At 67.8% G+C, this 13037-nt stretch carries 12 protein-coding genes and 4 tRNA genes; 5 read left to right on the top strand and 11 right to left on the bottom strand.

What is annotated here, in order from left to right; translation table 11 throughout:
- Nucleotides 1–125 precede the first annotated feature (125 nt).
- A complete protein-coding gene (locus HWY45_RS25165) occupies nt 126–1958 on the top strand; it encodes an ABC transporter ATP-binding protein (protein WP_059564771.1) in 1833 nt (610 codons plus the stop codon).
- Nucleotides 1959–2053: 95 nt separating this feature from the next.
- Here the strand turns inward: HWY45_RS25165 and otsA are convergent, their stop codons facing one another.
- Nucleotides 2054–3433, bottom strand: coding sequence for an alpha,alpha-trehalose-phosphate synthase (UDP-forming) (gene otsA / locus HWY45_RS25160; protein ID WP_059882832.1), 1380 nt, complete (start codon nt 3431–3433; stop codon nt 2054–2056).
- Nucleotides 3430–4182: a trehalose-phosphatase gene (gene otsB, locus HWY45_RS25155; protein ID WP_059882834.1), complete on the bottom strand. Its 753-nt coding sequence runs from the start codon at nt 4180–4182 to the stop codon at nt 3430–3432. Before otsB ends, otsA begins: the two co-directional genes overlap by 4 nt.
- 276 nt (nt 4183–4458) lie before the next feature.
- Here otsB and HWY45_RS25150 point away from each other — a divergent pair, with 276 nt between their 5' ends.
- The 3 genes from HWY45_RS25150 to HWY45_RS25140 are packed head-to-tail and all read left to right on the top strand — an operon-like array spanning nt 4459 to nt 6435.
- Nucleotides 4459–5103: an SCO family protein gene (locus HWY45_RS25150; protein ID WP_059802894.1), complete on the top strand. Its 645-nt coding sequence runs from the start codon at nt 4459–4461 to the stop codon at nt 5101–5103.
- 9 nt (nt 5104–5112) lie between these two features.
- A complete protein-coding gene (locus tag HWY45_RS25145; protein ID WP_059802896.1) occupies nt 5113–5553 on the top strand; it encodes a copper chaperone PCu(A)C in 441 nt (146 codons plus the stop codon).
- A gap of 9 nt (nt 5554–5562) precedes the next feature.
- Complete coding sequence (locus HWY45_RS25140; RefSeq protein ID WP_059882836.1) at nt 5563–6435, top strand: cytochrome c oxidase assembly protein; 873 nt, start codon at nt 5563–5565, stop codon at nt 6433–6435.
- A 19-nt stretch (nt 6436–6454) separates the two neighbouring features.
- Here the strand turns inward: HWY45_RS25140 and HWY45_RS25135 are convergent, their stop codons facing one another.
- The 3 genes from HWY45_RS25135 to HWY45_RS25125 all read right to left on the bottom strand — a co-directional run bounded on the left by HWY45_RS25135 (nt 6455) and on the right by HWY45_RS25125 (nt 8753).
- On the bottom strand, nt 6455–6949 hold the full coding sequence (locus HWY45_RS25135) for a GNAT family N-acetyltransferase (protein ID WP_059882837.1): 495 nt from the start codon (nt 6947–6949) through the stop codon (nt 6455–6457).
- 125 nt (nt 6950–7074) lie between these two features.
- On the bottom strand, nt 7075–7947 hold the full coding sequence (locus HWY45_RS25130; RefSeq protein ID WP_059882840.1) for a pirin family protein: 873 nt from the start codon (nt 7945–7947) through the stop codon (nt 7075–7077).
- 323 nt (nt 7948–8270) lie between these two features.
- Complete coding sequence (locus tag HWY45_RS25125; RefSeq protein WP_170304030.1) at nt 8271–8753, bottom strand: Spy/CpxP family protein refolding chaperone; 483 nt, start codon at nt 8751–8753, stop codon at nt 8271–8273.
- A gap of 281 nt (nt 8754–9034) precedes the next feature.
- Here HWY45_RS25125 and HWY45_RS25120 point away from each other — a divergent pair, with 281 nt between their 5' ends.
- Entirely contained in the window at nt 9035–9538 is a 504-nt protein-coding gene (locus HWY45_RS25120; protein ID WP_059882843.1) for a GAF domain-containing protein, read from the top strand.
- A gap of 135 nt (nt 9539–9673) precedes the next feature.
- Here HWY45_RS25120 and HWY45_RS25115 read toward each other — a convergent pair.
- From HWY45_RS25115 to uvrC, 6 genes are all read right to left on the bottom strand, one after another.
- A tRNA-Cys gene (locus HWY45_RS25115) sits at nt 9674–9747 on the bottom strand.
- A 98-nt stretch (nt 9748–9845) separates the two neighbouring features.
- A tRNA-Gly gene (locus HWY45_RS25110) sits at nt 9846–9921 on the bottom strand.
- A gap of 49 nt (nt 9922–9970) precedes the next feature.
- Nucleotides 9971–10046: transfer RNA gene (locus tag HWY45_RS25105), tRNA-Gly, on the bottom strand.
- A 48-nt stretch (nt 10047–10094) separates the two neighbouring features.
- Nucleotides 10095–10170 (bottom strand) — tRNA-Gly (locus HWY45_RS25100).
- Between the two features lie 138 nt (nt 10171–10308).
- Nucleotides 10309–10896 (bottom strand): CDP-diacylglycerol--glycerol-3-phosphate 3-phosphatidyltransferase, encoded by a 588-nt coding sequence (gene pgsA / locus HWY45_RS25095; RefSeq protein ID WP_017333191.1) that lies wholly within the window; start codon nt 10894–10896, stop codon nt 10309–10311.
- An 83-nt stretch (nt 10897–10979) separates the two neighbouring features.
- Nucleotides 10980–12992 carry an excinuclease ABC subunit UvrC gene (gene uvrC / locus HWY45_RS25090; RefSeq protein WP_059882890.1) on the bottom strand — a complete coding sequence of 671 codons (2013 nt, stop codon included), beginning with the start codon at nt 12990–12992 and terminating at the stop codon, nt 10980–10982.
- Nucleotides 12993–13037 lie beyond the last annotated feature (45 nt).

Below are 13037 nucleotides of genomic sequence, written 5' to 3'. Positions count from 1 at the left end.
TCGCGCGCCCCCCATATTCGCGCAGCGCGATGCCGGGCCTTGTTTACAATGCCGGATTACGTCCGGGCAAAGTCCGCACGCGATCAGGCCGCGACGCTCAACCACCGATTCACCGCACGCACATTTTGGAAGCTCTCACCCCTGCCCAGCGCAACGCCTACAACGCGAAGCTGTCGAGCTACGCGCACCGGCCACTCGCGTTCCTGTTCCGCTACATCCGCCTGCATCCGGTCGCCCACCTCGTGGTGCTCGTCAGCGTGCTGGCCGCCGTCGGCTGCGCGCTCGGCTCGCAGTACGCGATCAAGCACCTGATCGACGTGCTCGCGGCCGGCCGCCACCATCCGGGCCCGCTGTGGAGCGCGTTCGCGCTGCTCGTCGGCCTGATAGCCGCCGACAACCTGCTGTGGCGCGTCGGCGGCTGGTTCGCCGCGCATACGTTCGTGGCAGTCACCGGCGACTTGCGGCGCGACCTGTTCCAGTACCTGATCGGCCACTCGCCGACGTATTACGCGGAAAAGCAGCCCGGCACGCTCGCGAGCCGCATCACCGCGACGTCGAACGCCGTCTACACGTCGGAGAACACGATGGCGTGGAACGTGCTGCCGCCGTGCATCGCGGTAATGGGCGCGATCCTGATGATCATCGTCGTCAACCCGCTGATGGCGGCGGGCCTGCTCGGCTGCTCGGCAGTGCTCTCGGTCGTGCTGTTCAAGCTCGCCGGGCGCGGCTCCGCGCGTCATCACGCGTTCGCGGCGAAGGCCGCGGCGGTCGACGGCGAGCTCGTCGACGTGATCGGCAACATGGGCCTCGTGCGCGCGTTCGGGATGACGCTGCGCGAGCAGAAGCGCTTCGGCGCGACCGTCAAGGCCGAGATGGACGCGCGCCAGCAGAGCCTGCTCTACCTCGAGAAGCTGCGCCTGCTGCACGCGGTGATTACCGCGATGCTGTCCGCCGGCCTGCTCGGCTGGGCGCTGTGGCTGTGGGACCAGGGCCGCGCGACGTCGGGCGACATCGTGCTCGTCAGCTCGCTCGGCTTCACGATCCTGCACGGCACGCGCGATCTCGCGGTGGCGCTCGTCGACGTCACGCAGCACGTCGCACGCCTGGCCGAAGCCGTGAAGACGCTGCTCGAGCCGCACGGGATGCCGGACCACTCCGACGCCGTGGCGCTGTCCGCGCAAGGCGGCCGGGTCGATTTCGAGCGCGTGACGTTCGCGTATCCGCATCGCCGCCCGATCCTCGATCATTTCGACCTCCATATCGAGCCGGGCCAGCGCGTCGGCCTGATCGGCAAGTCCGGCGCCGGCAAGTCGACCGTGCTCGCGCTGCTGCAGCGCTTCTACGACACGCAGGACGGCGTCGTGACGGTCGACGGCCAGAACGTGAAGTCGATCACGCAGGACAGCCTGCGCCACGCGATCGCGCTCGTGCCGCAGGACATCTCGCTGCTGCACCGGACCATCTACGACAACATCGCGTACGGCCGCCCCGAAGCGAGCCGCGACGAAGTGCTCGCCGCCGCGCGCGACGCACGTTGCGCGGAGTTCATCGAGGCGATGCCGGAAGGCTATGACACGATCGTCGGCGACCGCGGCGTCAAGCTGTCGGGCGGCCAGCGCCAGCGCATCGCGATCGCGCGCGCGATCCTGAAGAACGCGCCGATCCTGCTGCTCGACGAAGCGACGTCGGCACTCGACAGCGCGTCCGAGGAGGCGATCCAGAGCGCGCTCGACCGCCTGATGGTCGGCCGCACGGTGATCGCGATCGCGCACCGCCTGTCGACGCTGCGCAACTTCGACCGGATCATCGTGATGAGCAACGGCAAGGTGATCGACGACGGCAGCCCCGACGTGCTGCGCAACCGCCCGGGCCTGTACCGCGACCTGCTCGCGAAGCAGCACGGCCGCCATCACGCGACGCCCGAAGGCGGCGCGCCGACCGGCGAGCGCGTCGCCTGACGCGCGGCGCGATCTCACGAAAACACGCGCAAAAACAAAGCCGCAGTGCATGACGCACTGCGGCTTTTTTCATCCCGCGACCGCCGGGCCGGGGCTCAGGCGCGCTGCAAGTCGCGCAGGAAGTTGTCGCGCCACACCGACACGTTGTTCTCGCGCAGCTGCGCGATCATGTCCGCATAGCGCGTGCGGCGCTCGGCGAGCGGCATCGACAGCGCCTGCGACAGCGCCTCGGCCATCCCCGCGATGTCGATCGGGTTGACGATCAGCGCGCCCGTCAGCTCGCGCGCGGCGCCCGCGAAACGCGACAGCACCAGCACGCCCGGGTCTTCCGGATTCTGCGCGGACACATATTCCTTCGCGACGAGGTTCATCCCGTCGCGCAGCGGCGTCACGTAGCCGACCCGCGCGAGCCGGTACAGCGCGGCGAGCAGCTGGCGGTCGTACTGGCGGTGGATATAGAGGATCGGCGCCCAGTCGAGCTCCGCGAAGCGCCCGTTGATGCGCCCCGACTCCCCTTCGAGCTGCAGGCGGATGTCCTGGTATGCGCGCAGCTCCGCGCGAGTCGACGGCGCGATCTGCAGGAACGACACGCGATTGCGATGCGACGGCTCGTGCTCGAGCAGCTTCTCGAACGCGCGGAAGCGCTCGACGAGCCCCTTCGAGTAATCGAGCCGGTCGACGCTCATGATCAGCTTGCGGCCGCGCAGCGAGGTCGCGAGCGTGCGCACCGCCTTGCCGTGCTCGCCGGCCTGCGCGAGCGAGGCGATCTCGTCCGGATGCACGCCGATCGGATACGCGGCCGCGCGCAGCGTCCGGCCGAACGCGCGCACCGTCGCCATGCGGCCGTCGCGCTCGACCGCGCCGTCGGCTTCGGATTCGACGTAGTCGCAGAACGCGCGCAGGTCGGGTTCGGTCTGGAAGCCGAGCAGGTCGAACGCGCACAGCGACTCGACGAGTTCGCGATGCGGCGGCACGTTGACGAGCACCTGCGCGGCCGGAAACGGGATGTGCAGGAAGAAGCCGATGCGGTTCTTCACGCCGGCCGCGCGCAGCGCGCGGGCGAACGGGATCAGGTGATAGTCGTGCACCCAGATCACGTCGTCGTCCTGCAGGAGCGGCACGAGTTGCTGCGCGAGCCACACGTTCACGCGGCTGTAGCCTTCGAACTCGTGGCGATCGTACTGGATCAGGTCCGCGCGGTAGTGGAACGCGGGCCACAGCGTCGCGTTCGAGAAGCCGCGGTAATATTGGTCGTAGTCGCGCCGCGACAGGCCGATGGTCGCGAACGTGACCGGCCCGTGCTCCTCGACGCGCATCTGCGGCGCGCCGTGCGCGACGACTTCGCCGCTCCAGCCGAACCACATGCCGCCGGTTTCCTTCAGCGCGTCGTACACGCCGATTGCAAGGCCGCCCGCCGCCGGCTCGCCTTCGGAAATCGGCGCGACGCGGTTCGAAACAATGATCAGGCGGCTCATGCGTGCGGCAGCTCCACGTCGAGCCAGCGCGCGATCTGCGCGTGCAGCGCGTCGACCGAGTCGAGCCGGGCGCGCGCCGAGGTCTCGCCCGCGCCCACCTTGATCGACAGGCCGCCGCGCGCGTTGACCACCGCGAAGCCCTTCTCGTCGGTCAGGTCGTCGCCGGCGAACACCGGCGTGCGGCCGGCGAACGGCGGCTCGTCGAGAAACGCGGCGAGCGCGCGCCCCTTGTCGACGCCCTTCGGCTTGATCTCGAACACCATCTTGCCCGGCTGCAGTACGTAGGCGTCCGCATGGTCGGCCACGAGCCGCTCGGTGGCCTCGCGCGCGATCTTCTCGCGCTCGGGCGCATTGCGGTAGTGCAGCGCGACCGCGGCGCCCTTGATTTCGAGCAGCATGCCGGGGTAGCGGTCGACGACGGCCGCGAGCTCGCGCTCGATGCGCAGCAGGCGCGCGTCGTTGAAGCCGATGCGCTGCGTGTCGCCGTTCGCGTCGCGACGCTCCGCGCCGTGCAGGCCGGCGACGGGCAGGTCGGGCATCTTCAGGAACTGGTCGAGGTTGTCGATGCCGCGCCCGGACACGATCGCGACCGCGCCGTGCGAGCGGCGGCGCAACGCGTCGAGCAGCGCGAGCAGCGACGGCGGCACGTGAATGCTGTCAGGCGTCGGCGCCAACTCGACGAGCGTGCCGTCGAAGTCGAAGAAGAACGCGGTATCGGTCAGTGACAGGGAAGCCGGGACAGGTTGCACGATTCGATAGTCTGAACGGCGGCCCGCAAGGCCGCCGCTGCGCGAAAGGAATTGTGCGCATCTTACCGCGCCTTCGCGCCGAGATGGGCGAAACGGGCGCCCGGCGCGGGTCGCGCGCCTCCGCTCCCGCATCTGCGACATATTGCCCCGCTCCGGTGCATCGCGCGCGTTTCGGAAGGACGCCGGCGCGCGAATTGCGCTACAGTCGCAACCGCCGGCCGCGCGACGCTGGGCGCCGCGCGGCCGTACGACCGTTCCGTCCGATCGAGCCCCTGGATGTCGCCTGCCCGTTCAGCGCCGTACCGGCGCCACTCCCGCCTCAGCCGCTTGGTCCGCACCGGCGCGGCGCTCGCCGCTGCGATCGCGCTCGCCGCCTGCACGCGCGCCGAGCCGCCCTGGCGCCTGACCGACGTCACCGGCCACCTGCCCGACCTGTCGTTCACGCTGACGGGCGGCGACGGCCGGCCCGTCGATGCATCCGCGTTCCGCGGCCACGTCGCGCTCGTCTATTTCGGCTACACGCACTGCCCGGACGTCTGCCCGGAAACGCTGGCGCGCCTGATGGAAGTTCTCGCGCAGCTCGGCCCGCAGGCACGCGACGTGCGCATCCTGTTCGTGTCGGTCGACCCCGCGCGCGACACGCCGCAGGCGATGCAGTCGTACGTCGCCGCGTTCGACGCCGAACACGCGCGCGGCCTGACCGGCACCGACCGCCAGATCGAATCGCTCGCGAAGCGCTACCGCGTCGCGTACCAGATGGAAAAACGCGATCCGTCCGGCGGCTACGAAGTGACGCACAGCTCGGCGGTCTACATCTTCGACGCGGACGGCCGCGCGCGACTGCTCGCGACCGACCGCGACAAACCCGACGCCATCGCCGCCGATGTGCGCCGGATCCTCGCTCCCGCCTCCTCCACCTGAGCCCCGACCATGACGAAAAAACTCAAGACGCTCGCCTTTATCGCCGCACTGTCCATCGGCGCCCACGCGTATGCCGCCGGTGCGATCACCGCGCAGAACGGCTGGGTGCGCTGGCTGCCGAACAAGCTGCCCGCGGGCGGCTACGTGACGCTCGTCAACACGAGCGACAAGCCGGTCGATCTCGTCGACGTCGACAGCCCCGACTACGGGATGACGATGCTGCACCAGACGGTGTCGAACGGCTCGACGCAGAAGATGGAGATGGTCGACAAGCTGACGATCCCCGCGCGCGGCAAGGTCGACATCGCACCGGGCGGCTATCACTTCATGCTCGAGGAGCCGAAGCACGCGATCAAGCCGGGCGACACCGTGCGCCTGCGCCTGAAGTTCTCCGACGGCGAATCGCTCGACACGCCGTTCGCCGTCAAGTCCCCGGCCCAGGCGAAGTAACGCCGCGCGATGGATCTCCTGTACTGGCTCGATCCGTGGGAACCGTCGCCGACCGTGGTCGTCGCGGTGCTGGCGGCGGCCGTGCTGTTCGCGCGCGGCGCGAAGAAGGCGAAGGTCACGCCGCTGCGGCAGTTCTCGTTCTGGCTCGGGCTGACCGCGCTGTACGTCGCGCTGCATACGCGGCTCGACTATTTCTTCGAGCACGAGTTCTTCCTGCATCGCGCGCAGCACCTCGTGCTGCATCACCTCGGGCCGTTCTTCATCGCGCTCGCCTATCCGGGCGCGGCGATCCGCGCCGGCATTCCGTTCCGCTGGCGGCAGCGCTTCGTGCGGCCCGCGCTCGCGTGGGGGCCGGTGCGCACGACGCTCGACGTGGTGTTCCATCCCGTCGTCGCGGTCGTGCTGTTCGTCGGGCTGATCTATTTCTGGCTGCTGTCGCCGATCCACTTCATCGCGATGCTCGACTGGCGCCTGTATCGCGTGATGAACTGGAGCATGGTGATCGACGGCCTGCTGTTCTGGTGGCTCGTCGTCGATCCGCGTCCCGCGCCGCCCGCACGGCTGTCGCCGGGCCGCCGGATCCTGATCGTCGTCGCGGCGATTCCGCCGCAGATCGTGCTCGGCGCGATGATTTTCTTCACGCCGCAGGAGCTGTATCCGATCTACTCGATCTGCGGCCGCGCGTTCACGTGGCTGAGCCCGCTGCGCGACCAGCAGATCGGCGGCCTGCTGCTGTGGATTCCGGGCTCGATGATGAGCGTGATCGGCGCGCTGATCGCACTGCGTCACTGGCTGCGGCTGTCCGCGCGCGGGCGCCTGCTCGACGAGCGCAAGGCGGCGCGCGCGGCCGGCCGCACGACGGTCGCACGCGCCGCGCATTGACGCGGCGCGCGCCGCCGCGTCAGGCGCGCGCGCTGCGCATCCACACGTGCGGGATGCCGTCCTCGTCGTGCACGTCGGAACTCGGCGTGAAGCCGAAGGCACCGTAGAAGTTCTGCAGATGGGCCTGCGCATGCAGGCTGACCGGCGTGTCGGGCCATTGCGCGCGGATCTGCTCGAGCGCGCGAGAAAGCAGCGCGTTGCCAAGGCCCGCGCCGCGGAACGCGGCGGTCGTCAGCACGCGGCCGATCCGGATGTCGGGATCCTGCGCATCGGGCAGCAGTACGCGCAGGTAGCCGGCCAGCCGGCCCGCGTCGTCGTATGCGGCCAGATGCCAGGCGGCCTGGTCCGCGTCGTCGATGTCGCGGTACACGCAGTTCTGCTCGACGACGAACACCGCGCTGCGCGCCTCGAGAATCGCATAGACCTCGCGCGCCGACAGCGCGTCGAAGGCTTTCCAGCGCCACTCGAGCGCATTGGTGGCGGGCGGGTTTGCAGCGGAGACGGGAGCGTTCATGTGCGGTCCTGATTCGGTCGCGCCGGCCGGCGCGGGGCAATCGTCGATTATGCCTCGAAGCGCATGCGCCGCGCGACCGCCCTGCCCGCACGACAACGGGCCCCGCATCGCGCGGGGCCCGTCCGTCATGCCGGCATCCTGCCGAAGCGGCCGCTGTTGAAGTCGTCGATGGCGGTGCGGATCTCCTCTTGCGAGTTCATCACGAACGGCCCGTAGCCGACGACCGGCTCGTCGATCGGTTCGCCGCTCAGGATCAGCAGCTTCGCATCGCCGTTCGCCTCGAGCTCGACGTCGCGACCGTCGCGGCTCAACTGCACGAACTGCGCTTCGCGCGCGACCGTTTCGCCGTTCACGAGCACCGTGCCGCTCAGCACAACCACCGCGAGCGTGCGCCCTTCCGCGACCGGAAAGCGCGCCCGGCCGCCCGCCGCGAGCCGCACGTCCCACACGTCGATCGGCGTGTGCGTGCGGGCCGGGCCACGCCGCCCGTCGAGTTCGCCCGCGATGATCCGCGCCCGGCCCGCGCCGTCCGACAGTTCGACCACCGGGATGTCGGCGTTCAGCAGTTCCTGGTAGCCGGGCGTGCCCATCTTGTCCGCGGCGGGCAGGTTCACCCACAGCTGCACCATTTCGAGCGGCCCGCCGCGCTTCGTGAACGCCTCCGAGTGAAACTCCTCGTGCAGGATCCCGCTCGCGGCCGTCATCCACTGGACGTCGCCGGGGCCGATCACGCCGCCCGCGCCCGTCGAGTCGCGGTGCGCGACCTCGCCGTCATAGACGATCGTCACCGTTTCGAACCCGCGATGCGGATGCTGGCCAACGCCGCGCGGCGCCGCGGCCGAACCCGGCTCGAACGTCGCCGGCCCTGCGTAATCGAGCAGCAGGAACGGGCTCAGATGCGCGCCGTGCGACTGGTAGCTGAACATCGAACGCACCGGAAACCCGTCGCCGACCCAATGGCCGCGCGGCGCACTGTACACACCCTGAACCTTCTTCATTTTCGTGCTCCGAATCATGGCGGCGAAACACGTGTCTCGCCTTGTTCCGGATGAATATAGTGACCGGACGATCGCTTCGGTAGACGATCAAAATCGTACACTGCGTTCCATCTGGACAACGATGAACCGCGGCAGCCACGTGATTTCCGCGACGGGGTGGCCAGATTCGGCCGCAACGTCGCCGCGCCGTCGGGGAACGCGCCGGATTTTGGGAGAACCGCCACCCGGCCGGAGCTCCGCGCCGAAATGGGAACCTCCCTCGCGGCGTCGCGCGCCGGCTGCACCCGGAAACGCGCGCGTCGCCACGACCCGGACGCCAGCGTTTATTGCGGCTGCTGGCTGCCGAACCAACGGTCCATCGCCGCCTTCTGGTCAGGCGAGGCGCTCGCATAGAGCGACAGAAAGGCGTCGCGCAATTGAACCGCAGTATCGAGGCGCCCCTGCTTCTCTTCGACGCCGCGGGACCAATACTCCAGCGCCGGCGGCATCGTGCTGGCGGCCGTGTGCACTTCCTGTCGGCGCAGCGCTGCCATCCGGCTATTGGTTTCTCGCAGTGTCTTCGCGAATACGTCCCACTGGGGTTGCTGCTCTTGCGAAATCTTCAGCGTCTTGTGCAGATACACGAGTGTTTGCTCCACATTTTCCCGACGCTCCGCCTCCGGTACATGACGATTGATCTTGGCAACCACCGCGCGTTCGCATTCGGACGTCGGCTGGACAGCTTGCGGTGCGGTGGCGTTTGCGGCATTCGCGGCATTCGCGGCGGCGAGCGCAACACCGATGACAAGAGCAAGACGAACTTTCATTGATTGAGACTCCTGGAAGAAGATTCGGCACCACATGTGCCAAAAAATATTACTAGTCTCAATGCGCATTAATGCGGAATATTTACACAGCGTTACCCTCATTTCTGAGATAAAGTTTCTTGAAATAATCTCCACCGAACCCACGTCGGGAAACACATTGCCCGCAAGGGATTCCCCCGCGTCGTGGCGCACGCCTCGATCGCGAAACACGCACGCGCCGCTTGCGTTAGAGTGCACGCACCTGTAGCACGCTTGTCGAAACCTTCGTTTTCCGGGATCCCATGTTCACGCTGTCCAACGACGCACACGCCTCCAAGACCGATCAATACGCGACGCTCGTCGAGCAGGCCCGCTCGCTCGTCGAATCGGAACGCGACCTGATCGCCAATGCGGCGAACTTCTCCGCGCTCGTCTATCACTCGCTCGACCGGCTCAACTGGGCCGGCTTCTATTTCTTCGACGGCGCCGAACTCGTGGTCGGCCCGTTCCAGGGCAAGCCCGCATGCGTGCGGATCGCGCTCGGCAAGGGCGTGTGCGGCACGGCCGCGCAGACGCGCGAGACGCAAGTGGTGCGCGACGTGCACGCATTCCCCGGCCACATCGCATGCGACGCGGCGTCGGAATCCGAGATCGTCGTGCCGCTCGTCGCGAACGACGGCACGCTGATCGGTGTATGGGACGTCGACAGCCCGGTCGCCGCACGCTTCGACGACGAGGACCGGAAAGGGATGGAAGCGCTGTGCCGCGTGTTCGTCGAGCACGCGTGGGAGAAGGCGCGAGGCTGAGCGCACGGCGAACCGGTGCTGCGATCGCGGCGCCGGCGGCATCGAAAAGCAAAAGCCCCGATCGATCGGGGCTTTTTTGAAGATGCCGAACCGGTCAGCGGAAAAAGAAAAGCCCCGCAAACGCGGGGCTTTTTCTGGAGGCGCGAGCCGGAGTCGAACCGGCCTAAACGGCTTTGCAGGCCGCTGCATAACCGCTTTGCTATCGCGCCGTAAGCGGACTGTCCATTTACCGTGACGGCAAACGACAGATTTGATTGACGACCATCGGTCCATCAAACAAAAAGGGAAGCTTTGCTTCCCCAGTGCTTGGAGCGGGAGACGAGTCTCGAACTCGCGACCTCAACCTTGGCAAGGTTGCGCTCTACCAACTGAGCTACTCCCGCATTGTCCTGCATGTGCAACGCCTTGCCGTACAACGCGCCGCTAGAAACCTGGAGCGGGAGACGAGTCTCGAACTCGCGACCTCAACCTTGGCAAGGTTGCGCTCTACCAACTGAGCTACTCCCGCGTTGTCCTGCATGTGCAGCGCCTGCCGTACGACGCGCCGCCAGAAACCTGGAGCGGGAGACGAGTCTCGAACTCGCGACCTCAACCTTGGCAAGGTTGCGCTCTACCAACTGAGCTACTCCCGCATACTGCTGCTTCTGCCTCGCCGCACTCGCTTTGTCGTGCAGCGGAGAAGCGAGATTATGTCGAAGGCACAATCGAGTGTCAAGTGCTTTTCGTGCCCTCTTTCCAAAAACTTTTCCGCGCCGGCATCGCAGGCCGCGTCACACGCGGCTGCGCTCGCGAATCTGCGGCCATGCGAGCTTCATGTAGTAGAGCATCGACCAGATGGTCAGCACCGCCGCGAGATACATCAGCCACTCGCCCCACACGCGCGTGTCGATCGTCGCGATGCCGAGCGGCAGCGGCCCGTAGTACAGCAGCATCGGAATCGCCACCATCTGGCAGGCCGTCTTGAACTTGCCGAGCTGGTTCACCGCGACGCTCTTCGACGCGCCGATCTGTGCCATCCATTCGCGCAGCGCCGAGATCGCGATCTCGCGGCCGACGATCACGAGCGCGATCGCCGCGTCGACCCGCGAAATCTGCACGAGGATCAGCAGTGCAGCCGTCACCATCAGCTTGTCCGCGACCGGGTCGAGGAACGCGCCGAACGACGACGTCTGATTCCATTTGCGGGCCAGGTAACCGTCGAACCAGTCGGTGAGCGCGGCGAGGATGAAGATCAGCGCCGCCGCTAGGTTGCGGTGCGCGCCGCCCATCATCGTGTCCGGCAGATAGAACACGCCGACGACGAGCGGAATCAGCACGATCCGCACCCACGTCAGGAAAATCGGGAAATTGAACGGCATGGCATCCGGGACAGTAAAGGATTCGCAATTGTGCCGCGTCGACCGCCCTGCCACAAGCCAAGCGGGCGGCCGCGCGGCGCGCGTCAGTGCAGTTGCCTGTAGATCTGCTCGGCAAGCGCGTGCGAGATGCCCTCGACGCTCGCGAGTTCCTCGACGCTCGCCGCGACGACGCCGCGCAACCCGCCGAAGCGCGCGAGCAACCGCTGCCGGCGTTTCGCGCCGACGCCTTCGAGCTCCTCGAGCCGCGACGTCTGGCGCGCCTTCGCGCGCTTCGCTCGCATCCCGGTGATCGCGAAGCGGTGCGCTTCGTCGCGAATCTGCGCGACCAGCATCAGTGCGGCGCTTTCCTTGCCGAGCTCGAGCGGCGCACGGCCGTCGGCGAACACGAGCGTCTCGAGCCCGACCTTGCGCCCCTCGCCCTTCGCGACGCCGACCAGCATCGACGTATCGAGCCCGAGCTCGGTGAACACCTGTCGCGCGATCTCGACCTGCCCCTTGCCGCCGTCGATCAGCACGATGTTCGGCAGCAGGCCGGCGGCCTCGGCCTGGCGCGTCGATTCGCCGTCGATGCCCGCCGCGTCGTCGGCCGCCGCGGCCTGCGCCGCCTGCTCGACCATCTTCTCGTAGCGGCGCGTCAGCACCTGCCGCATCGCCGCGTAGTCGTCGCCCGGCGTGATGCCCGTGATGTTGTAGCGGCGGTATTCGCCCGACTGCATCTTGTGATGGTGATAGACGACGCACGACGCCTGCGTCGCCTCGCCCATCGTATGGCTGATGTCGAAGCATTCGATCCGCAGCTGCGCGAGATCGTCGCTGTCGAAGCTGAGCGTGTCGGCGAGCGCGCGTGTGCGCGATTGCTGCGAACCCTGCTCGGACAGCAGCCGCGCGAGTGCAAGCTGCGCATTCTGTTCCGCCATCGACAGCCACGCGCGCCGCTGGCCCTGCGGCTGCCGCACCAGCGACACCTTGTGGCCGGCCTGCTCGGACAACAGCTCGAGCAGGTCGCGGCTCGCGGGCGCATGACTCACGACGAGCACCGGCGGCACGCGATTGCCGAGATAGTGCTGCGCGATGAACGCGTCGAGCACCTCGGCCTCGATCGAGGCCGATGCGCCGCGCGCGCCGTCCGCCTCGTCCGCGGGCTGGTCGGGCAGCGCGTCGCCGGCCGCCCCGGCTTCGTCGTCGAGCCCGCCTTCCGCGAGCGTCAGCGCGCTCTCGACGTGCGTCGGGAAGTACGCCTTGTCGCCGAGATGCCGGCCGCCGCGCACCATCGCGAGATTCACGCAGACCCGCCCGCCCTGCGCGACCACCGCGAGGATGTCGACGTCGCTGTCGCTGCCGACCTCGATCGCCTGCTGATGCAGCACGGTCGCGAGCGAGCTCATCTGGTTGCGCACGGCCGCCGCCTGCTCGAATTTCAGCTCGGCCGCGAAGCCGTGCATCTTCTGTTCGAGCTCCTTCAGCACCTCGGACTGCCGGCCGAGCAGGAAGCGCGCGGCGTTCGACACGTCGCGCGCATAGTCCTCCTCGGCGATCGCGCCGACGCACGGCGCGGTGCAGCGCCCGATCTGGTGCAGCAGGCACGGCCGCGTGCGGTTGTTGAACACCGAATCCTCGCAGGTGCGCAGCTGGAACACCCGCTGCAGGATCTGGATGCTCTCGCGCACGGCCCAGGCGCTCGGGAACGGCCCGAAATACTGGTTCCGCTTGTCGACCGCGCCGCGGTAATACGCCATCCGCGGAAAGCGATGCGCGGTGAGCTTCAGGTACGGATACGACTTGTCGTCGCGAAACAGGATGTTGTAGCGCGGCGCGAGCGCCTTGATCAGGTTGTTCTCGAGCAGCAGCGCCTCGGCCTCCGAGCGCGTGACGGTCGTCTCGACGCGCGCGATGCGCGTGACCATCATCGCGATGCGCGGCGACAGCTGCGTCTTCGTGAAATAGCTCGACACGCGCTTCTTCAGGTCGCGCGCCTTGCCGACGTAGAGCACGGCGCCCGTCGCGTCGTAATAGCGGTAGACGCCGGGCAGGTGCGGCAGCTGCGCGAGGATCTTCTTCGGTTCGAACGGGGCTTCGGGGGCGTCTGGGGATGTCATGCGTGATCCGTGCGCCGCGAGGCGCACGAACGGGTCCATTAGAAT

The sequence above is a fragment of the Burkholderia stagnalis genome (assembly GCF_902830275.1).
GTDB lineage: Bacteria > Pseudomonadota > Gammaproteobacteria > Burkholderiales > Burkholderiaceae > Burkholderia > Burkholderia stagnalis.
Note: the sequence above shows the minus strand (reverse complement) of the source record. Positions and strands in the feature narration are given on the sequence as shown.

Excerpts from the sequence above, each read along its gene's own strand:
- HWY45_RS25140 (WP_059882836.1), top strand. The coding sequence starts at position 5,563 with ATGGATCTCCTGTACTGGCTCGATCCGTGGGAACCGTCGCCGACCGTG.
- pgsA (WP_017333191.1), bottom strand. The coding sequence starts at position 10,896 with ATGCCGTTCAATTTCCCGATTTTCCTGACGTGGGTGCGGATCGTGCTG.
- otsA (WP_059882832.1), bottom strand. The coding sequence starts at position 3,433 with ATGAGCCGCCTGATCATTGTTTCGAACCGCGTCGCGCCGATTTCCGAA.
- HWY45_RS25150 (WP_059802894.1), top strand. The coding sequence starts at position 4,459 with ATGTCGCCTGCCCGTTCAGCGCCGTACCGGCGCCACTCCCGCCTCAGC.
- uvrC (WP_059882890.1), bottom strand. The coding sequence starts at position 12,992 with ATGACATCCCCAGACGCCCCCGAAGCCCCGTTCGAACCGAAGAAGATC.
- HWY45_RS25130 (WP_059882840.1), bottom strand. The coding sequence starts at position 7,947 with ATGAAGAAGGTTCAGGGTGTGTACAGTGCGCCGCGCGGCCATTGGGTC.
- HWY45_RS25135 (WP_059882837.1), bottom strand. The coding sequence starts at position 6,949 with ATGAACGCTCCCGTCTCCGCTGCAAACCCGCCCGCCACCAATGCGCTC.
- HWY45_RS25145 (WP_059802896.1), top strand. The coding sequence starts at position 5,113 with ATGACGAAAAAACTCAAGACGCTCGCCTTTATCGCCGCACTGTCCATC.
- HWY45_RS25120 (WP_059882843.1), top strand. The coding sequence starts at position 9,035 with ATGTTCACGCTGTCCAACGACGCACACGCCTCCAAGACCGATCAATAC.
- HWY45_RS25125 (WP_170304030.1), bottom strand. The coding sequence starts at position 8,753 with ATGAAAGTTCGTCTTGCTCTTGTCATCGGTGTTGCGCTCGCCGCCGCG.